Source organism: Chroococcidiopsis sp. CCALA 051 (genome assembly GCF_003015105.1).
GTDB classification, from domain to species: domain Bacteria; phylum Cyanobacteriota; class Cyanobacteriia; order Cyanobacteriales; family Chroococcidiopsidaceae; genus Chroococcidiopsis; species Chroococcidiopsis thermalis.
The window spans coordinates 23098-44984 of record NZ_PYCI01000046.1; the positions used below are offsets into that span (position 1 = coordinate 23098).

Sequence of the window (21887 nt, forward strand, 5' to 3'; positions counted from 1 at the left end):
CGATCGCATTCATTCCGGCATATTAGTTTAGTGACTGCTCAAAATTGTGGCGATCGCTTTCATCTAACATAGCTATGATGCAGCTATACTAGGCGATCGCTGGCTATTATTCGCAAAAATAAGTATAAATTATAACTTTAGGCTATGACTTTAATTTTAACTAACGACGATGGAATTGACGCGCCAGGAATTCGGGCATTGCAAAAAGCCGTGGCTGGGTACAAAGTCATCGTCGCTGCACCCAGAGATCATTTATCTGGCTGCGGACATCAAGTCACCACAACTCAAGCAATCCACGTTCATCGTCGCAGCGAAAACGAGTATGCGATCGCCGGAACTCCAGCCGATTGTACCCGCATAGCTACAACATATATCTGTCAAGATGTCAAATTCGTGCTTTCCGGGATCAATGCTGGAGGTAACATGGGGGCTGATGTCTACATTTCAGGAACTGTTGCAGCCGTCAGAGAAGCAGCATTTCAAGGAATTCCTGGGGTGGCAGTTTCCCACTACCGCAAAGGCAAACGCAATGTAGATTGGGATACTGCGGCAAGGTGGACGGCGAAAGTCTTAGCCGATCTACTCGATCGTCCGCCAGAACCAGGCACGTTTTGGAACGTAAATTTGCCGCACTTACTACCAGGAGATCCCGATCCAGAAGTGGTGTTTTGCGAACCTTCAACTCAACCGCTCCCAGTCAATTATCGGATTGAAGGCGATCGCTTTTATTATGCCGGGGAATATGCCCAACGCGATCGCGCTCCAGGTACGGATGTCGATGTCTGTTTTTCTGGCAAAATCGCCGTAACCCTATTGAGGCTTTAAGAGTTTTATCCACTTAAGACAGAACCCATTACAATTCGACCGATTAGACTGGAAGAAGTTTCAGACACGTACATGAGCGATCCCCATTCATTTCAGGAAAACCCATCTAGCGATCTTACGACTTCACAGCAATCGGAGCGATCGCCTGGGAAATCTGCCCCACCACTGGCAATGGTGGAAACAGCTTTTCTTGCGAGTACAGCCAGCTTGATCTATTTCATTAATTTTTATTTTCCCCTCGGTCCCCTGCTGCGGATTTTCTTTGCGATCCCTGTAGCAATCGTCTATTTACGATGGAGTGCGAGGGCGGGATGGATGGCGGCTGGAGTTTCTGGGTTGCTGCTAGCAGTGTTGATGGGTCCAATTCCCAGTTTGCTGTATGTTATGCCCTATGGGGTGATGGGAGTATTATTAGGCGCTGCTTGGCGGCGGCGATCGCCCTGGATCGTCTCAGTTGCTTTAGGAACTCTTTTAGGCGCGATCGGTTTCTTCTTTCGCTTTTGGTTAATGTCGATTTGGTCTGGTCGCGATCTCTGGGTTTATCTAATTGTAGAAGTCACGGAGTTGGCAGAGTGGATTTTTGACAAGCTAGGACTGTTGCTACAACCGAGTATGCTGGTGATTCAAGTCTTAGCGCTAGCACTGGTTTTAGTCAGCAATTTAGTTTATTTATTTGTCGTTCACCTCGTTGCTTGGTTACTCCTCGATCGCCTTGGCAATCCAATTCCTCGTCCGCCCCGTTGGGTACAGGTTTTAATGGACTATGAGTAATCGATAATGTGGAGACGTGTCATAGAACGTCTCTACATATGCATGGAAAAGAATGTGACAATCCGAATTTACACCCAATTAAAACAAGGGCAAGCTTGGATAGAACGGTATCGAGGTGGTTCTCCCGCCTTTGCTTGTGTTTTGGGGTTTACAGAAACAGGCTTAATTCCTGGGATCTCGGCAGCTGGGCTGACTCCTGAAGATCGACTATATACGGCGATCGCGGATGCTGAATTTTTAGTTCGAGGTCCTCAGCCTCAGCCGCAGAATGCCTTACCTCCTTTGCCTGCGGGGGCTTCTCCTGTGGCGATCTCTCGTGCTGTTGTGGAGGCGTTAAATATTCCTCTCTATTTATTTAATGCTGGGTTGCCCCAACCGCCAACCGTACCGACAATCGATTTGGGCGGGACTCCTGCTCGGTGTTTGAGTCAAGGGGAGGCATTGCCATTAGCAACGGTAAAATATTTACTGGAGCAAGGTTTAGCTTGGGGAGAACGTCTTGGTAAGAGTTCCCATGACTACCTAATTATTGGCGAGTGTGTCGTGGGTGGAACCACAACGGCACTCGCGATCTTAACTGGTTTGGGTATTGATGCTGCTGGTAAGGTAAACAGCAGTCATCCGATTTGCAACCATACCCAAAAATGGGAGTTAGTCCAAGCAGGGTTGCAGCGTGCTGGACTGTGGGAACGGATACCTGTAGAAGATCCCGGGTTACTCGTAGCAGCGGTGGGCGATCCGATGCAAATTGTCGTCGCTGGAATGGCGATCGCTGCTAGTCGCACCAAAGGAGTTATCTTAGCTGGTGGTACGCAAATGCTAGCTGTTTATGCCTTAATGCAATCTGTAGTCAAGGCATATCATCTCGAGTGGCATTCTGAAGCTGTTGTTGTAGGAACTACTCGCTGGGTAGCGGAAGATCCGACGGGGAAAACAGTTGAACTTGCTGCCAGTATAGATACTGTAACGCTTTTGTCAACTGAGCTGAGTTTTGTAACTTCCAGATATACTCAACTTCGCGCTTACGAGCAAGGTTACGTAAAAGAGGGTATGGGCGCGGGTGGTTGCGCGATCGCCTCCTCTCTCACAGCTGGCTGGAGTCAGACTCAACTCCTACAAGCGATCGAAGCATTGATGGCAAGAATGAATTACTAAGTCGTAAGTCACTGCTCACTCAATTAGTGAATTCTCCGTGCTAGCAATTGTTCTTCTAAGGCAGCTATCCGATTGTAGGCTGCGGTTAATTGTGCGGTGAGCCGCTGAATTTGAATTTCGGGCGCTAACTCCTTTTCACCACTGTGGAGATGGGTATCTAACTCGTTGCTATCTAATAGCACGTCTTTGTGTTCCATAGCTAATTTGGAAGCGCTATAGCTGTTATTTCCATAGCGTCCATTAGCTTCTCCCATCACATCTGTTGGCGCTGATGCTGGAGTTAAACGACACTCTGTAAGAGCGGAAGAGACTTGACTGTTGAGTCGATCGACTACCTGATAAAGGGTATCGACTTTATTACTCAAGATCAGGACTTGTTTTTGAAGTGGTTCCATTGAATACCCTCTATGCCTGCCTTTACTGATTCTTATATGCTATGCAACAATTGGGCAAAGTTTACTCTACTTATCAATCATTTAACTTTTGACAAAATTGCTTTTAAAGCGATAACTTTCTCAGAATATTTACACAAAAATAAATACTAATTTGTAGTGTTATTCTCGCTAATATGTATTTAGTTTAAGCATAAAAGAGGATTTAAGGAGGGCGATCGCTGTCATGTTACATTTTTCTCAATTTCAGCCTCAAATTGTCAATATTCCAGAGAGCTAAAAGTTCGAGGTTTTTTCTGGGTAGAAAGATTAGTGCAGCGCGATCGAAGTAAATCTACAGTTAACGTAAGTATTTTTTCCTTCTACCTCTACTTCCTGCCCGCTTGAACTAGATTGGCGATCGCATTATCTTAACCGCTCCACTCAGTAACATTACTTATAAACTACAATAATTCAGGCTTTTGTTGGCGTAGCGATCTATATAATCGACCAAGAAAAAATTCACAATTCATCTAGAGCCAGCACTCACTGTACTCAATGTATTAACTTAGAAGCAATAGTTTAGCCACAAGTATAAATCTTCTATCTAAGGGAAGAGATTGAGAACGTAACGCATTATACTGAGAAAAAAATGCTAAATTTTCAAGAGTTTTTTACTGTTTGCGTGGGTAAATGGAAAATTGAACGGACTTATCATTATCTACTAGCAGGGCAGGTAGAAAAGTCGTATACCGAATATGATGTGACTACCTTAGAATTAGCGCAAAAACAGCAAATTCTCTCCATTTCTGCCTTGAATGGCATTAAAGTCGATCTATCAAGAATTGACGCAAATAATGCATTGCCAGGATTTGCGATCGCCTTTAACACTCGTTCGGAAACTGGGGAAACTCTATCAATGAGCCTACAAGCTTTATTCGTACCCGATACCTGCGTTACTTCAGATACGGTAGTTCGGGAAATTCCTCCACCAACAGCCGCCGCAGTTGATTCCACAGCAGAAACGATTCGGGGTTTTTATTTACGAGATGAAGGCTATTCCGAAGCAGGGGCGATCGCCGGACGTTTCACTTACCAACCCACGCGCCAAACTCTAGAAATGACAACCTACTACAAGCGTTCTGTAGCAGTGGATCAGATGCGTATTGTCACCCCCGATTTACGCTTGCGTACCATCATTACCTACCAACGCCCTGCCAATATAGAAGAACCACCTAGTATTATCGATTTGGTTGGTTTCGGGGTGGAACGGAAGCAACCAGCTTAAGGAAATGGATCGTAGGTCGTTTTTATTCGGTACGGGAACGCTATTACTCGGTCAGTTACTCGCAGGGTGTAACACCCAGGAACGAGCCAAACTGCGCGTGCAATTACTCAAAGGTTCGCTCCCCAATCAAGTTTTGCAAAAATTTCGGACAAAGATGCAGCAGACTGCTAGTCTAGAATTCGCCTCAGTGGAACAACTGAGTAGCTTATTCGATCGCTTGCAATCTTGGCAGCAAAACAATCAAAAGCCAATAGAGGAAGATTGGCGATCGCAACTTCCCCTACCTTCATGGCTTAAACCTCAAAATCCCAACCCTGCTAACTTAGTAACTGTGGGCGACTACTGGCTTGCAGCAGCAATTAGGCAAAATCTAATTCAACCCTTAGATCCGACACAACTATCTCAATGGTCGCAGTTACCGAATCGATGGCAAGAATTAGTTAGGCGTAACCAAGCAGGACAATTTGACGCAAAAGGCAATGTTTGGGCTGCTCCCTACCGTTGGGGTTACACCGTTATTGCTTACAATCGGGATAAATTTAAGTCTTTAAACTGGAAACCGCAAGACTGGGGAGACTTATGGCGAGAAGAACTGCGCGATCGCATTTCCCTACCAAATCATCCCCGCGAGGTTATCGGCTTAACCCTGAAATACCTTGGCAAATCGTATAACACGGAAAACCCGAGCCAAGTCCCAGATTTAACCGTCCAGTTGAATCGCCTCCAGCCGCAGGTCAAACTTTACAGTTCGGATACTTATTTGCAGCCATTAATTTTGGGAGATACGTGGTTAGCTGTAGGCTGGTCAAACGACATCATCCCTGTGATGCAACGCCACCGTCAGATTGCGGCGATAATTCCGCAGTCTGGAACTTCACTGTGGGCAGATCTCTGGGCAAATCCGATACAGGCAAACAGCGATCGCGCTTTAGAATACCAATGGATTGATTTTTGCTGGCAACCCCAGATCGCTCGACAAATTCTGCTCTTTGGTAGAACGAATTCACCAATTCCCTTCCAGATCGATCCCGACAACATTCAAGCAGAACTACGCCCTCTCCTAGTACCCAATGATAATATTCTGGACAAGAGCGAATTTTTGCGCCCCCTAGATCCAGATGCAATTCAGCAGTATCAAGCTTTGTGGAAGGGAATGAGAGAAAAATCGTCAAGTCAAAAATCAAAAGTCAAAAGTCAAAAGCCGGAAGTCGAGAGCGATAAACGGTAAATGCTCCCTCAGCCCTCTTTTCTCCCTCGCTCCTCGCTCCTCACACCTCACTCCTAAATAAAGCATCAGCCACACGACAAACATCATGCATTTCTTTGACATCGTGGACGCGTACAATATCTGCACCATGAGCGATCGCCCCGCAACAAGCCGCTGCCGTCCCCCAGACTCGTGCTTTCGGGTCGGGTTGCTCTAAAATATGACCGATAAAACTTTTCCGCGATGCTCCAACTAATATGGGACAATTCAGAGCGCGAAATTCTGACAAACGACGCAGAATTTCGATACTTTGATGGTATTTCTTGGCAAAACCAATCCCGGGATCGATAATAATTCGAGCAGGATCGATCCCAGAAGCGATCGCATTTGCAACGCGACTTTCAAGAAACTGATAGATTTCCCCAATTAAATCCTCGTAATCCGTCAGTTGTTGCATTGTTTGCGGCGTACCGCGCATATGCATGAGGACAATTGGTACACCCAATTTTGCCACCGTAGCCAGCATTTCTGGGTCAAACACTCCCCCAGAAATATCGTTAACTATATCCGCTCCCGAGGCGATCGCCGCCCTAGCTACAGCCGCTCTAGTCGTATCTACAGAGATCGGCACGGAAATTGCAGGACGCAACAATTGCACCACCGATAGTACCCGCTCTAATTCTTCTGCTACAGAAACTTCTATCGCCCCTGGACGAGTTGACTGCCCGCCAATATCAATAATATCTGCACCCGCTGCTACGAGACGCTGCGCTTGCTCCAAAGCCGCGCTAGGGCGATCGAACTCACCACCATCGCTAAAACTGTCAGGCGTGACATTCAGCACCCCCATAATATAGGTACGCTTACCCCACTCAAAAGAGCGATCGCGAATAACCAAAGAACTTTGGACAACCATTTTCACTTAAAAATTTTTGAGAAGGATCCCCCCTACAAACCACGGAAACCCTTCCTATCTTCGCGCCTTCGCTACGCCAGTCACCTCAACGGCGGGAAACCCCGCACGTTGCTGGCTCGTCTTTGCGTGACATTAATCTGGTCAATTACAACCCAAACGTTAGGTCAGGGCGGGTTTAACCGCAAAAATGTTTGTATGGTACAGTCATCCTCAAAAAACCCGCCCCTAAGGTACGACACTATTTGTAATTGACAATCCGCGCAAAACCATCAGGTTCCAGACTCGCACCCCCAACCAACGCACCATCAATTTCTGGCTGTGCCATAATTTCGTCAATGTTGTTGGGTTTCACAGAACCACCGTATTGAATCGGTACATCAGGATTGCTCAACTGACTGCGAATTAAACCGATAACGCGATTGGCTTCCTTGGCTTCACAAGTATCTCCCGTACCAATTGCCCAAATTGGTTCGTAGGCAACGATCAAGTTGTGCTGGTCGATATCCACTAAATCTTTTTGCAACTGCATAGAAATCAGGGATTCAGTTTCGCCCGCATCCCGTTGTTGCTTCGATTCACCTACACATAAAATTGGGGTCAGACCGAAACTTTGAGCTGCCTTCAGCCGTAAATTTACCGTTTCATCAGTTTCACCAAAAAATTGCCGTCGTTCGCTATGTCCAATAACAACATAACGTACGCCAACTTCTAGCAGCATGGGAGCAGAGATTTCACCCGTATAAGCCCCTGACGCTTCCCAATGGACGTTTTGCGCTCCTAGCTGTACTCTCGTACCGTGCATATTCTTCGACATGATGCTTAAGTCCGTAAAAGGAACGCACAACACCACTTCTCTTTCTGGAGGAGTTTCCACCAGGTACGGCAAAAATCCTAGTAAAAACTCTTGGGATTCTGCCTGGGTCTTGAACATTTTCCAGTTGCCAGCAATAACTATTTTCCGCACGGGCGATCGATCTTTCCTAATGACACTACAAATCGTTTACACCAGTTTACAGTTATCAGTTACCAGTTACCAGTTATCAGCGGACAGGGTGTGGGGTGTGGGGAATTGGTAGTTGGTAATGGGTAATAGGTAATTGGTAGTGGTGCGTGAAGAAGGGGTGTGGGGTGTAAATTTTGAATTTTGAATTTTGAATTTTGAATTCTCCCTTGTCCCCCTTGTCTCCCTTGTCCTCCTTGTCCTTCCCTATACCCTATCTCTCATAGAAACGCTCGAACTTTGGAGCCGATCGCGACTTCCAGGTGGATTAAACTGAGAGACTGACTGGAGAGCCAATAGCGCTTCACCTACGGTGTAAAGGCTAAACTGGTTGATGTTTTGTGCCATAAACTCTGCATGGTTGACAAAGGGATTGAGGAAGGCATACATGGCTTTTTCTTCCTTCAATTTTGCCGATAACCTAACCAAGCAAGCATATGTAGGAATTTCTGCTTTTTGTGGAATAACTGGTTCTCCATCGCGCCCGTAATAATATGTATTGAGATTGGGCATTCGTGCTAAGGCAAAGCGGATGACTCGCTGTCCGACTTCCGGCGCTTCCTCCACGGCTCTCTCTGCTACAGTACAGGTATTAGCTAGCTTCACGACATCATTGGGAGAGAAAATTGCTAGTTGTTTGAGTTCTGGTACTAGGGTCAATACTTCTGGTTGAATGATGTCATACAACAATCCTGAAGGGGTTGCTGCTTCGCGAATTGTGGCGTAAGATTTTTGCGCCACTGACTTTAACTCGCGATCGCCCGTCACTTGAGCGACAATTTTCAATAAATCTGGGTCGTAGCCGACGAGAAAGGAGTTATTGGCAAAGGCGCGGGTTTGCAAGTTAAAATAGTTGCGGATTAACCATTTATCGTGGTCTATTTGAGCGTGACGGGTATATCCTTGCAAAATCGACATTGCCAGTTGGCGATCTGTTTCATCTCCTAATGTTTGGCTACCCAGCCACAAACTTTCTGCCAGGCGTAAAGCTTCTGTCGTTCCCGATGCATCAGCAGGCGCACCATCGCGATAACGCCAAAGCACAAATCCTTTCGTGTAAGGGTCTGATTTTTTATCGATTATCAAGTTACGAGTTGCAAAATCTCGCAAGGGAAGATACAGTCTAGAGTCTTTTTTTCCAGCTGCATAGTAGAGGATTTGGCTCAAGTCTACTGTATAGACATAGCCATCAGGTCTTGCTCCTTGTGCTTTTGCCATCAGCACTTGCAACTGTTGGTAAAGTCGCCCTTCTAGCTGTTGGAGTACTTGCCTATCTACTGGAGTTGTCTTTACCGTTCTGGGGATCGCAGCAGTGGTTGACGTAGCAGTTTGAGTGATGTCTTCTACTGTTTTTGTATTGTTGATAACGACTTCAGGCGACTGGAAAGCACAACCTGAAAGTATTGTTAGCAAAGATCCAATTATCCCCGTCAAGAGGGGACGATAAGGAGACAATGCGGAGAAGAGAGTTGAGGAGGCTGAGGCGGAAAAATTATTTTCGACTCCCGACTCCCGACTTCCAACTCCCGATTTCCAAACCTTATTTAAACCAATTTTATTAACCTTTTTATGTTTTATCATAGTCAGCTAGCGCGATCGCCTTCCTCTGATTTTGGCAAAGATTGGGCGAGCCGATCACTCGGAGAATTGTAAATATGTTTTGGTAAATTTACTAAGTCCATGAATAGTTTTTTCCCAATAATAAGGTTTGGCGAACAATTGCCATAAAGCCAGATAAGCGGCTATGGAATGGAACTGCCAATATAAAGGATTGAGCAACGCATACAATAAAAGTTTATAGTAGCGTCGCCGAAATACTGCAATCATATTCAAATATATACCTAAAGCATTGCTAATACTAAGATTAAATAAAGAAATATATAAAACCCACCCAGGAATTAAATTTTCTAACCAATAAGCACGGGTGGCAAGCCAGTAAATCAACAATACCCACAAGATCGGACTAATTAGAAAAATCAGCACCGTGCCTCCAATTAAAAATTGGTAGGCAAGCCAGCTTTTTAAGCCTAGTTTCCGTAGCGATTTAAGGGGGGCGCGATTGTGGACTAACCATGTTTGCATGTAGCCTTTAATCCAGCGCGATCGCTGCCGAATCCAATTTTTAAACTCGCAGTTAGCTTCCTCATAAGTCGTGGAGTTAATCACCCCTACCGTATATCCCCGCTTGCTGGCACGAATTCCGAGATCTGCATCTTCGGTGACGTTAAAAGGGTCCCAACCGCCTAATTCTCGCAGGCGATCGGTACGAAAATGATTGCTCGTTCCCCCCAGGGGGATCGGTAGCCCTAAAGTTTCTAATCCTGGTAATAGATAGTCAAACCAATAGGAATATTCTAAGGTAAACATCCGCGTCAAAAAATTTTCATCGCGGTTATAGTAATTGAGCGCAGCTTGGACGCAAACTAAATCCGGCGAGCCATTTCTAAAGGCATAAATTGCTTTTTTGAGTTGGTCGGGATCGGGAATATCTTCAGCATCGTAAATAGTTAAATATTCTCCTCTGGCGAAGGAAAGACCGTAGTTACAAGCTTTCGGCTTGGTTTTTGGATGGCTATCGGGAATGTAAATAAACCGAATATAGCGTGGCGGATTAGCAGCTTGGGCGGCGTTAATTGTGGCTAAATCCTTTTCTTCTAACAAGAGTAGAACATCGAGCTTTTCATGCGGATAGTCGAGTTTACTGAGGGCATCAATTAAAATTGGTGTCACCTCTGGTTCGTTATAAACTGGGACTAAAACAGTATAGGTTGGCAAAGTTTGCTCGTCGATCGAATTCACTTCTACTTTAGTAATTTGGTGAGTGCGATCGGCGGCTCCAATTAAACTCAAAATCAATTTGAACATCACCGCACCACCAAAGAAAATATTCAAGGCGGCGATTAAAAATGCTAGCGTATGCCACCAGTCAAACGCCAAACCCCATAAAACTATGGCAAATAAAATATAGCCAACAGCAATTTGAGCGGGGGTAAAAACCCTTGCCGCAGAGTCTTTAGGCGATCGCGCCATGAGTTGGTAAATGGCACGGCGGCTGAATTCTTGACGATAACAGGTATCGAGCATTCGCGTAATGTCATTCTCCGTCCCCAACACTTTAACCAGTTCCACCCCAGGAAATTGAGCGTAGATCGCAGCTTCTACAACTAAATCGAAGGGGTCATGCACCAAAACCATGAGGGCGTGCGGCTTAACCCAAGCCAAGGGGATGAAGCGATCGCCCATCATCACTTGCGGGTCAAAGCGGTGCATGAGTTTTAAGTCGATTTGCCTAATTCCCGCCCCGGCTAAGCGAGAAAAAATGCTCAAACCTGTTAGCAGAGAAAGGACTTCTACATAGTCAATCGGTCGCAAATAATTCAAGCGCGGCAGAATTTCCCCCAATGGCGATCCGGTACGCTGTTGAATCGCTTGGGCTTCCTGCCATTGTGCTACCGTCAATCTACCCTTGTCGAGTAGTTCCGCAGCCAGGTTTTCCTCAAATACCAAGCTGAAAATTTGGTTTTCGGTAGCGAGAACTTCGTAAATTTTGACCTGCGACCAATGGCTGCGGATCGCTTGCCTAATCGCAATATTATTCGGTTCTTCTACGGCTACAACCAGGGTATTGCTGTCTTGCCAAGCGCAGGGAAAAAAACCTAACTCCCGCAAGTACGCTGGCTCAAAAGTTTTGGCAATGCTAAAGTCTAGGACGCTGCCAGAGACGACTAACCAATCTGTGAGTAAGATGTGTCCGCTAATAGTGCCGATCAGGTGCAAAAACTCTGCCTGTGTCAGAAAATTCAAGCTCCATAAGGCTTTACCTAAAGAACAAGAAATTTTTGCTTGTAAATCGATCGCCTTTTGTAATTGTTCCGAGGTCAGACAACCCGACTCTAGAAGTTTAGCCTCAATTTGGGGTTGAAAATCCCTCATAGTTTTTTAGCTTTTTCAACTGGATTAGCGGCTGTAGCTGTAGCACCAGGCGATCGCCCGACGCGCTGATAAATTCGCCAAGCAACGAATCCCCCCAAGATCAAACCGACTACAATTAAAGGGTTGACGTAACGCTGCCAGAAAATTTGCCAGCTTCTCGCCCCTGGGTAGTTAACTTGCAGAGTGCGATCGCCCAAATCCCAAATTTGGACTCGTCGCGAGTCGGTGGCGGTGACGACGTTACCATCTAACTGGCTGGCTAACAAAGTGCGCGGGTCGCCCAAAGCTTGTCCTAACTGTTCTGCCATTGCTGGTTCTAGCCCCCACCAACTCAGCCACAGGGTAGGTGTGTTTTGATAGTTAAAATATTGGAGAATTCCAAACGGATCTGTAGGTTGAGCTTGCAGTAACAGCTTTTGATTAACGGGGTTGAAAATTTCAAACGTGCCTTCATTCAGCCGTACTGGTGCTGGGAGAGCGTGAGTTTGAGGCGCGATCGCCATGAGTCTCCACGTTGGGGGTCGGTCGAGTTGATCTTTGGGTAAATTCGACCAATCTCGAACTGATGCCGCATCTACCAGTTGAGGAAACACGGGTTGCTGCCCCAAGCGACTAATCGCTCCTAATAGATAAGCTGTTGCGGCTAGTAATGAGGGTCTAGAAGTATCGATAACTAACTGTCCCGGTTGCAAAAACACATGGGGTAAATCGCTCAAAGTTCCCGTCGGACCTTGGTAGCCGCTCCAACTCAAAAACGATTCCCGATCGAGTTGAACGATCACTTCGCCCGTGGGTTTGTTTGCTCCACCGCCTTCGTTGGGAGCGTATGCAAACATCACCTCTAGATTATTCGTCCGCTGTAGTAGGTTAGTCGGCAAAGCTAGTGTTGTTTTTAGAACGGTCTTATCTTGAAGATTGTAAGACTGGATTAAGGTATTGTTAAGGTAAACTTGCGCGGTGAGGCGCTCTCCCTGCTGTCCGTAGGTAGGGGTAAAAGTGGCATTCAGGACGAGATCTAGGTTTTGCGGTCTTCCCCCCAGTTGAGCTAAGTCGAATTGTAGGGGCAATGATTGCGTTCCCGCAGACATGCGGATGACGCTGTTGCGAACGCCAAGTTCTTGAAACGAACGGCTTTGGATATTGGTTCTCGGTCTAAACGTATCGACGCTCTCTAGGGTCAATCCCCGCCCTACTAAAGCTGGCTGATAAAAGTCTGCGGCTAGAGACTGTACGGCTCTGGGATTTGCCCGCACCCGCAATACAGAACCCCGCCGCTCGACATCAGGACCGTTCGGGTCGTTGTGTAGCACGACTTGCGCTGAACCAGGCGTAGCAGGAGCTGTACCCCAACGCCAAAAGATCGGAATTTGATATTCGCGAAACTGGTAGGCTAAAACGCTGTACAGCCACAAGGCAACTTCGGCGCGATCGCGATTCAGCTGGTTGGGAACGACGAGATCGATTTGCTTGTAGAAAGACTTGAAGAAGCCATCAATACTATTATCGGTATACTGTGGCGTAATTTGGAAAAAACTATCTTTATTGACTTTTAAAAATAGATTACCTGTAGGTATATCTCGGCGAGTATCGTTGGTGATGAATAAGTAAGGCTGGATCGATACATTAATATACGATTCTCCCGGAGGCAGAGACGGTATAGGTAGTTTAACAACTGGATTTGCTAGCAGCGATTTGACAGAAACGACCTTCATCGGTTCGCCATAGACGAGCAACCGCACGGAAGAATTCTCATTGAGTACCGATGAGGGTTCCAGCTTTAGCTCCATGAAACTCTTACTAGGGTCAAGTCCACCTCTGGGCGCGGGAACGCTAATTTCAACTTCTGGATTTACTCCGCTCAGGACGATTGAACGATTATAACCGAGCGTTTTTAGGGAAATGACTTCTGCTGATTGGGCTAGCACGGCAGGAGAAACTCCCAGACATAAGCACAAAGGCGCGATCGCGCTTAGCCCTAATTCGATCGCAGTGCGGCTATTTTTCCTATTCAAGACTTTTCTCCTATCGGTCGCACAATCTCTCACAAAATTTTTAATCTTCGCTAATTTTCGATCGGTTGGCACGATCGCCTGTTGATTTTTTGTATGTTTTACCAGTCAAGAAACACTACTCATAATGGCTTGTCTCAATCGACATAAAGTTATATAAAAATAATTCTAATAAGTTGGACAAGTGGCTTATAATATGGGTCTGCAACAGATTAACAAGCAATTCAGCTATTAAATAATAAATAGGCAGTCAAAGCAACTACCCAAATATAACAATCTCACTGCGTTTGTCTCGACCGAGCGATCGCCTTCCTTGAATCTGTACGACAGGGTACGCATAATAGTCTGAGCGTAGGCTATGGGTCTGCATAAATCTGGGTTTGCCTATCTGTGGGTTTGTCTAACAAGGTCTTCAATTAATTCTTCTGACTCCTGACTCCTGGTTGTCAAAATCTAACAGGCAACATAGATTGAGATAACAAGGTAGATTGCTATATAACTTTTAATTGGTTGATTGTAAAAACATCACTGACAATTATAGTTCCGATTTTGTTTCCAGTTTTCCAGTTTTAAGACCGAGCGACCGCTTCACCTTTAGCCTATATCAAGCTACAAATATTCGCTCAATAGAGTATAAATAACTACTCAAGGTATGGTATAAATAAAAACAGTGACTCAAAGATATGGGCAACAAATTATGTCACATTTCTAGTTAGGAGCTTTGCCTGAGTCCATATATACGTAGAGTATATGCATGAACGTGCAGCATATGAAAAAACATAACTACTTAATACATGCAGGCTGGAGCAAATGGCAACAGTTAGATCGAGTATATCGAGAAAAAAGTAGGTGGCAAGTCAATAGCAGATGGATCGATCCTGCTGCCTCCTGCACGAACAGAGGAATCATGAGAAGGGAAGGTCTGAGTCTTGCCATCAGAAATTCCAATCCGATCTCTGGGAATTCAAGGTAAGTAGAAGCCCGCTCCGATTGTATTCTCCCTGCTCTGCGCTTGCTGCACGAGTTGCAACAAGAACCAATAGTTTCATTAGCACGGTCAAATGAATTGGACGCGAGATAGCCGCGACCGATTAACGTAAATAAATGAACTATCTTTGGTCAATTCCGACATGCCTAATCTTTTGAAAGGGCTAAGTGCAGGGGCAATCGCTCTGATCGGGCTGGGTCTGATTTTGGCTTGGCTAGATATGAGTGGCTTTTCTAACTACGATACGGAGTTTCTGGGAGCAAAAGCACTGCAAGCCCTCAATGGAGCTGAACCCCGATATCGGGCGATCGTGTCCATTTTTCCGCCACTAATGGTCTATTCCACGTTGATTGTTGGCTCGGCGATTACCTTGCAAGCCTTGCTAGGGGCGATCGCAGTCGGGTTAATTGTCTGGCAGATGGGCAATATTGCCGTTCCTGCGATTTGGCGTAGCGTTTGGACTGTCTTAATTGTCTTGAACCCCGCTTTTAGCTTAATGCTACTGCGAAGTCCAGTTTGGGTTGCCGTGACGATTTTCTTGATGCTGCTGATGGCAGTGCTATGGATGTTGGCGAAAGGGCAAGAAATACCATCGCTACCGACTACCTTACTCTTAGTTCTATTAGGACTGGGATTAGCGCCCCTAATGCTACTGCGTTACGAAGCTTGGCTAATTTTACCCGCAGTCGCCTTAATCGTTCTGCTGTTATTTCCTACCGAAGCTTGGGATTTTAAAGTAACGGCAATCTTAGTCACCCTATTCATGAGCCTCGTCCTGATTGCGACGTGGTTGTATATGAACTGGATGTTTACTGGAGATGCCTACTATTTTCTCAACAGCCATTACAGCGGGATGAGATTAGCAGAGACTAAAATCTTCTTGCAACAAGAGGATTTTTTGAATAGTTGGTGGCAGAGCTTCGCTTGGCTAGTACAAGTCGTGCCTGTATATTTAGCGATCGCGGGTTGGACGATCTGGAAATCGAAACAAAAGCTGTTATTTACGGCAATTTTGCTATTGCCAGTCATGCTTTTAGTAGCTGGATTTTTTCAGGGAGCCTTTATGGCAGAGGTCAGCCGCTTTGGAGTTTTCTTAGGAATTCTACCAGCGATCGTCCAAATCCAAACTCCAACTCAACTCTGGCAGCGTTCCTTGCTGACAGCAGCTTTAGTCGCCAATTTGGCGATCGGTGCGTCTTTCTTACAACAAGATCGGGTCATACCAGAAGAAGCTATTTTCTGGCGACAGATCTCTGGTCAAGAACATTTGACCACAATTCCAGTACAACAATGGCTGCAACAAAAACAGGCACAAAGACAAATTGCTCAGGTGTTGCACGAAAAACTTTTACCAGGTCAAAAAGTATTGCTTGACGATGCAGTTAACTTTCCAGTGATTTACATGCTCAATGATGCTAGCTACTTTATTTTGCCCTATCAAAACGAGTTTTTCTTGGCTTTACAACAACCAGATTTGCTGACAGATTATATTTTGATTCCAGGGGCGCAGACTCGCGGTAGCGAGCAAGACCGAATTTTATCTTATTGGCCTCAACTAACTGAAAGCACACTGCCAGGTTTTCAGGAGGTATTTGGCAACCCACACTATAAGCTTCTGCAACGCCTTAGCCCACCATGAACCGCTATTCTCGTCGTCAATATTTGCAAGGTTTGTTTGCCACTTCGATGCTGCTCACATTTTGCGATCGCCGTTTTGCTGGCAAAGAGCCAGTATTGCAAGCAGGCAACGCTACCCGTTGGCATCTTGGTGTTGGAGCAGATCCGGCTCAACTCATAGGAGAGATTAAAGCAAACCCCGCCGTGCGAGAATTAGTTCAAGCTTGGTCGCCCGATTTTCTCACTGGGTGGCTCAACTGCGTGAATGGCAAACAAGGCGATTTGAGTTTCTGGCGAATTTGGCATCGACAAGGGTTGCTATCAGCTTGGTTTTCAGCTGGTTACAGCTTACAAGTCATTACCTGGGAAGATGATACTAAATTACCCACGGGAGACTATCACATCTCCCAGCAATACTTAGAAGACTTGGAAGAATTAGCTGGATACATTCGCAAAGCCAATCCTAAAGGCAGACAAACCTACTGGACGCTAGCAACTGAATTTTCCTACTGGCGCGTACCCGCAGATACGTATAACGCCCAAACCGAAAAATACTACGAAAAACTGATGCAAAATCTTTTGCAGGCGAGGGCAGTTATTAAGCGTCAGTTACCGAGTGCTTGGGTAGCTCCCAGTTGGGGTGGATGGATTGTGACGTTTGATTTTCCCGCTAAGGGTAGCGGTAGAAGCATGATTCCCCCTTTTGCCCAGATGATGCAGCAAATGGATGGTGTTGCTTTTCAATCGATGCGACCCAGACCAGCAGGGGAATTTAACCCAGAAATTCAGCGTCCCGACCCAGGCAACCCCGAACAAATTCGCCAGTGTTGCGAAATTTTTTCCAAATACCGCAAATCCTTGATGGTGTCGCACTACGAGCCTTCAATTAAAGAATTTCATCCCAATGGGGGTCGTGCCGATACGGTGACGCGAGACTTTGCGATCATGGCACAACCGAGTTGGTTAAAAATAGTTTCTGACATGGGACTAGATAAGTTTTCTTTAATGCACTACGGTTTGTACAAGAATAATCCCTATAATGCCCTAGATGCCGCAAAGACTTTTAAAGGGGTTATACAGGAGGGAGAATGGGCTTTAGGGTAAAGCACCTCAAAAGAGCGATCGCTATAGTGTTACTCAGCGGAGTATGCGCGATCGCAGAATCATTGCCAAGTTTAGCAGGGGGATTTACTCAACCAAAAAACTTCAACTTCACTTCCCTCAGCTATAGCAATTTCGATACCGACACTTTTCACAAACAAGAAATTCAGTTTTATCTAGAACATGGTTTACAAGACAATTTGACCTTTATTTTCAAATCACCCTTTGCTTGGTCGAAAAATGACGACAGAGGCGGAGATGAAAATTCAGGCTTTGCACCTCAAGAAACTGGTATTCGCTGGCGCTTCAACCGCGATCCCTACTGGGCAACAGCCTTACAAGCTAATATCATCGTGCCTTTAGGTTATGATGCTGACGACGATCCTTCCGGTGCGGGGAATCAAGATGTTGGCTTAGAAGTGAGTTTACCCGTCAGCCGAGGCTTTCAAGTGGGCAAACAGCGTTTTGGTTATGGAACTGTAGAAGTCGGCTATCGCGATTATTTTGGCTCGTCTAGCGATGAGTTGCGTCTCACTGGAGAACTCAGCGTCGATATATTGCGTCGGTTCGCCCTCGCAACCCAATTTTACGGGATTTATCGCTTGCGAGAATCAGATAACGAAGATTTTTCCAAAATCGGCGGACAGATGCGTTGGGGTGCAAATGACAATTTAACTTTGTCTGTAGGTGGTTTTAAAAACTTAACTGAATTTGGTGGCAGTTTTGAAGCTCAAATTTGGTATACATTCGGAGCTGGGAAAAAGGCAGAATCAGAAACACCTGCGCCCCCTACAGAACCAAAATCACCGTGAAGAAAGTCAAAAGTTGAAAGTCAAAAGTCAAAACGTTATCGTATTGATGCAACAAACGGTTAAATTAATTTTGGTGGAGCGATCGCTTATGAAATTAAGCTAGTTAACCCGATACTCTAACTCAGTTTATTTTAACTTTTAGCTTTTGACTTTTAACTTTCATATGAATCTAACTAGAAGGCAATTAATTCGAGCTGGATCGTATGCAGCGATGGGAGCGATCGCCACTCATTTACTACCTGCTAATAGTGCAGCTTCCGAACCTTTTTATGGAATTAATGCTTTCTATCTTTTGACAGAAAGCTATCGGAAAGCAAAGGAAAATCCTCAAGCTAATCTACGTCAAACTATCCGTAAATACCTGCAAGACGAACTGGGATTAGCTAGATTACGCGATCGCAGTAAAATTAATGCAATTCGGTTTCTGGCTGGTAATAACTATCCCTCAGACAAAAGACAAACTGTAAAAAAGGGAGTCAATCGACCGTTTCATTTTGATGCCATGCTGTGGACGACGGCTCAACAAATGGATCGTCGAGTGCTAGATGTTTTAGACGCAATGATGCAGTCATTAGCCGAAATGGAATTTTATCTCGTCCCTGTTTTGGCTAACTATTGGATCGAGTACGGTGGTATTCTTAGATATTTAGAATGGGTAAACAAAATCGATCGAGAAGAATGGTTTGACGCTTATTGCAACCGCAAAGATGAAGAATATTATTTGAAATACAGTCTTGATTTTTATACAAATCCAGCAATTGAAAAATTATTTCAAACTCACATTCAACCCGTACTTCAAGTTTGTCGAAAATATTCTCAAGTGGCAATTCTCGATATTATGAACGAACCACGGGGTAAGAATCGCTACAGTATGGAGAATCAAAAGATTGAAAACAATTTATATTCTCATCAAATAGTGGCTCAGTGGTTAAATCGTCAAGCTAGTTTTGTGAAAAGGAGTTTGCCAAAAGTTAATATTACTACAGGTGAAGAGGGTTGGTTAAATTCTCCTATAGACTTGCAATTAAATTATCTCAAAAACGAAAGCCAGTATTATGAAGGAATCGATCTAAAAACTAATCTGTTTGCGCCAAATAGTACTTTGACAATGGGAAGCATCCACATGTATACCCATGAAGCAGTAGAATTTAACAAGCCTAACGAGTGTGGTAGACAATTCCGCGATCGCCGTGGTTGGGATTATTTACTACAATCAGATCGCCCCCAGACTCCCGAAAGTTACGTAAAAATGGGAGAAGAATGGATAAAATCTCGCGCTACTGTATTTGGTAATAAACCTTGGTATTTAGGAGAAATGGGCTGGTGTCGCTGTCAGTCAGAAACAGATCGTTCTCCTCTCCCAGCTACCGCATTACAAAAAGAACGAATTCCAATTTATCGAAACTGGGCAGAACAGGCTTTTCAATTGGGAGCAAAAGGCGTATTTTTGTGGGAATTAGCAGGGATAACACACCGCGATGAATTTTACGCCATGAACCTGAATCAAATTATTGACGTATTTCCACGATGAAACAGTGACTGGTGGCTAGTGGCTAGTGGCTGGAGATCAGGGGAAAAAGAGAGCTGAGGGAGCAAGAAAATTCAAAATTCACCACTCACTACACCCCACACCCCACACCCTGATAACTGGTAACTGATAACTGCCAAATGTCTACCTACAATACCATCTACAACATAGTGCGCCAAATTCCTAGAGGAAAAGTAGCCACCTACGGACAAATAGCAGACTTAGCAAATCTCTATGGTAAAGCTCGTCTAGTCGGCTATGCTCTTTATCGCGTGGATAAAAACTCTGATATTCCCTGGCAGCGAGTGATTAATGCAAAAGGCGAAATCTCCTATTCACCTCTGCGACATGGTGCAGACTACTTACAAAAAACGTTGCTAGAGCAAGAAGGAATAAAATTCAACTCAGCCGGAAAAATCAATCTTAAAGAATATCTGTGGCATCCTTCTAGAGACATGCTGCATGGAACTATCTTAAGTTCTCTCGATCTATAGAAATTTATAATCGTAAGTATTTGAATTTCTGAATAGTACAAAAGACACCACGTATTGCAATTGAAAGGAAAAGCTAGAAATAGTACTTGCACAGCATAAACCGTTCGCGATCGCCTTTCTCATTCAAACTTAGCAAGCACCAAAATCAAAGATAATTGTTAAACAATCTTTGGTAAGATTGCGGAAGTTTGAATTAAATTTAAAATTATAGGGCGCTCCCCCGTGAAGCTATACGTCTATCACACTCCAGAACTAGTACCTGGAGACTGCAACCCAGATTGTGCGATCGCCGTAGACGTACTCAGAGCCACGTCTACTATAGCAACTGTCCTAGCCGCTGGTGGCGAAGCCGTTCAAGTATTTAGCGATCTAGAACAACTCATGCACGTCAGCGATAAATGGTCGCCAGAAAAACGACTGCGGGCAGGAGAACGAGGCGGGGGAAAAGTTGCAGGCTTTGACATGGGCAATTCTCCCCTCGACTGCACCCCAGAAAGAGTTGAAGGTAGACGATTATTTATTAGTACAACAAATGGGACTCGCGCCCTACAAAAGATCGAGAATGCTCCAACTGTAATGGCAGCAGCTTTGATCAATCGGGCAGCAGTAGTAAAGTACGTATTAGAAAAACAACCAGAAACAGTCTGGATTGTCGGTTCGGGTTGGGAAGGCAGTTTTTCATTAGAGGATACAGTTTGTGCGGGAGCGATCGCCCATAGTTTATGGGAGAAGACTAGCTTACCAATCGAAGAAATAGCGGGTAACGATGAAGTCATCTGCGCGACTGCGCTATTTACCCAATGGCAAGATAAGTTATTAGAGCTAATGCACCAAGCCAGTCACGGTAAGCGGTTGTTACGCCTAGACTGTCACGAAGATCTAAAATACTGCTCTCAGACCGATATATTAAACGTGGTTCCGATCCAAAAAGAACCTGGGGTTTTAGTCAAGCTGTAATTGATGCCAACACTGATTCTAACTCCACGTCACACAGCAGACACACAGGAGCGAGTAGTAAGTAGTGCATGAAGAAGGGGTGTGGGGGAGCCAGTGCGGTGCGGGGGGTTCCGCGCCCTGAAGCAACTAGCGTTGTAGGGTGTAGGGTGCGGGGAATTTTGAATGCGTGAATTTTGAATTGCTCCCTTGTCCTCCTTGTCCCCCTTCGCCCCCTAATCCCCACTCCCTTCGGTCGCGGGGAAGAGCGAGTTCCCCCTTGTCCTACTCCCTGCTCCCGACTCCCGACTTCCTGTTTTTCAGAAAAATTAAAAGCGATCGCAGCAGCCAGTTGCCAATTGGGAATGCTAGATTGGCAGAGATTTAATCTAAAGTTCAGGTTAACTAAACTTAATCTTTATGTTGCAGCGACGATCTTATGCTTTTGCCGCTGGGGTATGCTTATTTATTGCTCTACTGGGTGTACCGCTGATAGTTGCTAACTACAATAACTATCGAGAGAACGGAATTGCTCTGCTGAGACCGCAAGGAAAAAACGGCTTAGATATTCCAAAATCAGGAGTTTTATCCCTAGTTTCTCTTTCTCCCAACGAGAGAGCAGGACGATTACAAGCGATCGCCCAACAATCTAGCTCTCGCGAGCGCAGCCGCGCCCGTTACCTTATAGCGAGCGACCTTATCATACAACGGCAAGGCGACAAAGCGATCGCGGTTTTGCAAGATTTAGAAAAAGATTATCCCGAACTAGCGGCTCATATCGCCCTCAAACGCGCCCAAGCGTATTCTTTGACGGGAGATAAGGTAAGAACTCAAGCCGCTTGGCAAGACTTACTCCAGCGCCATTCTAAAAGTCCGGTAGCGGCAGAAGCCTTGTTCGTGCTGGGGAAAAACGAACCGCAATATTGGCAAGAAGCGATC

Annotated in this window: 18 protein-coding genes; 12 read left to right on the top strand and 6 right to left on the bottom strand. The window is 45.3% G+C overall.

Annotated features, from left to right (window positions below; genetic code table 11):
- Positions 1–144 precede the first annotated feature (144 nt).
- The 3 genes from surE (at position 145) to cobT (ending at position 2751) form a co-directional block, all read left to right on the top strand.
- Complete coding sequence (gene surE, locus C7Y66_RS13335) at positions 145–825, top strand: 5'/3'-nucleotidase SurE (protein WP_015154979.1); 681 nt, start codon at positions 145–147, stop codon at positions 823–825.
- Positions 826–897: 72 nt separating this feature from the next.
- Positions 898–1596 carry a DUF2232 domain-containing protein gene (locus tag C7Y66_RS13340; RefSeq protein ID WP_015154978.1) on the top strand — a complete coding sequence of 233 codons (699 nt, stop codon included), beginning with the start codon at positions 898–900 and terminating at the stop codon, positions 1594–1596.
- Between the two features lie 42 nt (positions 1597–1638).
- Complete coding sequence (gene cobT, locus C7Y66_RS13345) at positions 1639–2751, top strand: nicotinate mononucleotide-dependent phosphoribosyltransferase CobT (protein WP_106545950.1); 1113 nt, start codon at positions 1639–1641, stop codon at positions 2749–2751.
- 23 nt (positions 2752–2774) lie between these two features.
- On the opposite strand, the gene C7Y66_RS13350 is transcribed toward cobT, so the two are convergent.
- Positions 2775–3146, bottom strand: a complete 372-nt coding sequence (locus C7Y66_RS13350) for a hypothetical protein (protein ID WP_106167918.1) — start codon at positions 3144–3146, stop codon at positions 2775–2777.
- A 628-nt stretch (positions 3147–3774) separates the two neighbouring features.
- Between C7Y66_RS13350 and C7Y66_RS13355 the strand changes: the two genes are divergently transcribed.
- Both C7Y66_RS13355 and C7Y66_RS13360 read left to right on the top strand, forming a co-directional pair.
- Complete coding sequence (locus C7Y66_RS13355; RefSeq protein WP_106545951.1) at positions 3775–4410, top strand: phycobiliprotein lyase; 636 nt, start codon at positions 3775–3777, stop codon at positions 4408–4410.
- A 4-nt stretch (positions 4411–4414) separates the two neighbouring features.
- Complete coding sequence (locus tag C7Y66_RS13360) at positions 4415–5638, top strand: extracellular solute-binding protein (RefSeq protein ID WP_106545952.1); 1224 nt, start codon at positions 4415–4417, stop codon at positions 5636–5638.
- Between the two features lie 40 nt (positions 5639–5678).
- Here C7Y66_RS13360 and folP read toward each other — a convergent pair whose 3' ends face one another.
- The 5 genes from folP to C7Y66_RS13385 form a co-directional block, all read right to left on the bottom strand.
- Entirely contained in the window at positions 5679–6533 is an 855-nt protein-coding gene (gene folP / locus C7Y66_RS13365; protein ID WP_106545953.1) for a dihydropteroate synthase, read from the bottom strand.
- Between the two features lie 238 nt (positions 6534–6771).
- Positions 6772–7497: a triose-phosphate isomerase gene (gene tpiA, locus C7Y66_RS13370; protein WP_071925438.1), complete on the bottom strand. Its 726-nt coding sequence runs from the start codon at positions 7495–7497 to the stop codon at positions 6772–6774.
- 243 nt (positions 7498–7740) lie between these two features.
- Positions 7741–9114: a hypothetical protein gene (locus C7Y66_RS13375; RefSeq protein ID WP_106545954.1), complete on the bottom strand. Its 1374-nt coding sequence runs from the start codon at positions 9112–9114 to the stop codon at positions 7741–7743.
- Between the two features lie 54 nt (positions 9115–9168).
- Positions 9169–11466 carry a glycosyltransferase family 2 protein gene (locus C7Y66_RS13380; RefSeq protein WP_106545955.1) on the bottom strand — a complete coding sequence of 766 codons (2298 nt, stop codon included), beginning with the start codon at positions 11464–11466 and terminating at the stop codon, positions 9169–9171.
- Positions 11463–13478 (bottom strand): cellulose biosynthesis cyclic di-GMP-binding regulatory protein BcsB, encoded by a 2016-nt coding sequence (locus C7Y66_RS13385; protein WP_146149783.1) that lies wholly within the window; start codon positions 13476–13478, stop codon positions 11463–11465. The genes C7Y66_RS13380 and C7Y66_RS13385 overlap by 4 nt, the downstream gene beginning before the upstream one ends.
- A 1127-nt stretch (positions 13479–14605) precedes the next feature.
- Between C7Y66_RS13385 and C7Y66_RS13390 the strand changes: the two genes are divergently transcribed.
- The 7 genes from C7Y66_RS13390 to C7Y66_RS13425 form a co-directional block, all read left to right on the top strand.
- Positions 14606–16102 (top strand): hypothetical protein, encoded by a 1497-nt coding sequence (locus C7Y66_RS13390; RefSeq protein ID WP_106545957.1) that lies wholly within the window; start codon positions 14606–14608, stop codon positions 16100–16102.
- Complete coding sequence (locus C7Y66_RS13395; RefSeq protein WP_106545958.1) at positions 16099–17184, top strand: hypothetical protein; 1086 nt, start codon at positions 16099–16101, stop codon at positions 17182–17184. Before C7Y66_RS13390 ends, C7Y66_RS13395 begins: the two co-directional genes overlap by 4 nt.
- The gene (locus C7Y66_RS13400; RefSeq protein WP_106545959.1) at positions 17169–17993 is read left to right on the top strand and encodes a hypothetical protein; all 825 of its coding nucleotides are present in this window, start codon (positions 17169–17171) and stop codon (positions 17991–17993) included. Before C7Y66_RS13395 ends, C7Y66_RS13400 begins: the two co-directional genes overlap by 16 nt.
- A 163-nt stretch (positions 17994–18156) precedes the next feature.
- Positions 18157–19524 carry a cellulase family glycosylhydrolase gene (locus C7Y66_RS13405; RefSeq protein WP_106545960.1) on the top strand — a complete coding sequence of 456 codons (1368 nt, stop codon included), beginning with the start codon at positions 18157–18159 and terminating at the stop codon, positions 19522–19524.
- 137 nt (positions 19525–19661) lie between these two features.
- Positions 19662–20015, top strand: a complete 354-nt coding sequence (locus C7Y66_RS13410; protein ID WP_015154964.1) for an MGMT family protein — start codon at positions 19662–19664, stop codon at positions 20013–20015.
- 222 nt (positions 20016–20237) lie between these two features.
- Positions 20238–20972, top strand: coding sequence for a 2-phosphosulfolactate phosphatase family protein (locus tag C7Y66_RS13415; RefSeq protein WP_015154963.1), 735 nt, complete (start codon positions 20238–20240; stop codon positions 20970–20972).
- Between the two features lie 396 nt (positions 20973–21368).
- Positions 21369–21887: tol-pal system YbgF family protein (locus C7Y66_RS13425; RefSeq protein WP_370143940.1), on the top strand; the 519-nt coding region annotated here is incomplete at its 3' end.

Excerpts from the sequence above, each read along its gene's own strand:
- C7Y66_RS13400 (WP_106545959.1), top strand. The coding sequence starts at position 17,169 with ATGGGCTTTAGGGTAAAGCACCTCAAAAGAGCGATCGCTATAGTGTTA.
- folP (WP_106545953.1), bottom strand. The coding sequence starts at position 6,533 with ATGGTTGTCCAAAGTTCTTTGGTTATTCGCGATCGCTCTTTTGAGTGG.
- cobT (WP_106545950.1), top strand. The coding sequence starts at position 1,639 with ATGGAAAAGAATGTGACAATCCGAATTTACACCCAATTAAAACAAGGG.
- C7Y66_RS13380 (WP_106545955.1), bottom strand. The coding sequence starts at position 11,466 with ATGAGGGATTTTCAACCCCAAATTGAGGCTAAACTTCTAGAGTCGGGT.
- C7Y66_RS13355 (WP_106545951.1), top strand. The coding sequence starts at position 3,775 with ATGCTAAATTTTCAAGAGTTTTTTACTGTTTGCGTGGGTAAATGGAAA.
- C7Y66_RS13395 (WP_106545958.1), top strand. The coding sequence starts at position 16,099 with ATGAACCGCTATTCTCGTCGTCAATATTTGCAAGGTTTGTTTGCCACT.
- C7Y66_RS13375 (WP_106545954.1), bottom strand. The coding sequence starts at position 9,114 with ATGATAAAACATAAAAAGGTTAATAAAATTGGTTTAAATAAGGTTTGG.
- C7Y66_RS13390 (WP_106545957.1), top strand. The coding sequence starts at position 14,606 with ATGCCTAATCTTTTGAAAGGGCTAAGTGCAGGGGCAATCGCTCTGATC.
- C7Y66_RS13405 (WP_106545960.1), top strand. The coding sequence starts at position 18,157 with ATGAATCTAACTAGAAGGCAATTAATTCGAGCTGGATCGTATGCAGCG.
- C7Y66_RS13410 (WP_015154964.1), top strand. The coding sequence starts at position 19,662 with ATGTCTACCTACAATACCATCTACAACATAGTGCGCCAAATTCCTAGA.
- C7Y66_RS13340 (WP_015154978.1), top strand. The coding sequence starts at position 898 with ATGAGCGATCCCCATTCATTTCAGGAAAACCCATCTAGCGATCTTACG.
- C7Y66_RS13350 (WP_106167918.1), bottom strand. The coding sequence starts at position 3,146 with ATGGAACCACTTCAAAAACAAGTCCTGATCTTGAGTAATAAAGTCGAT.
- surE (WP_015154979.1), top strand. The coding sequence starts at position 145 with ATGACTTTAATTTTAACTAACGACGATGGAATTGACGCGCCAGGAATT.
- C7Y66_RS13360 (WP_106545952.1), top strand. The coding sequence starts at position 4,415 with ATGGATCGTAGGTCGTTTTTATTCGGTACGGGAACGCTATTACTCGGT.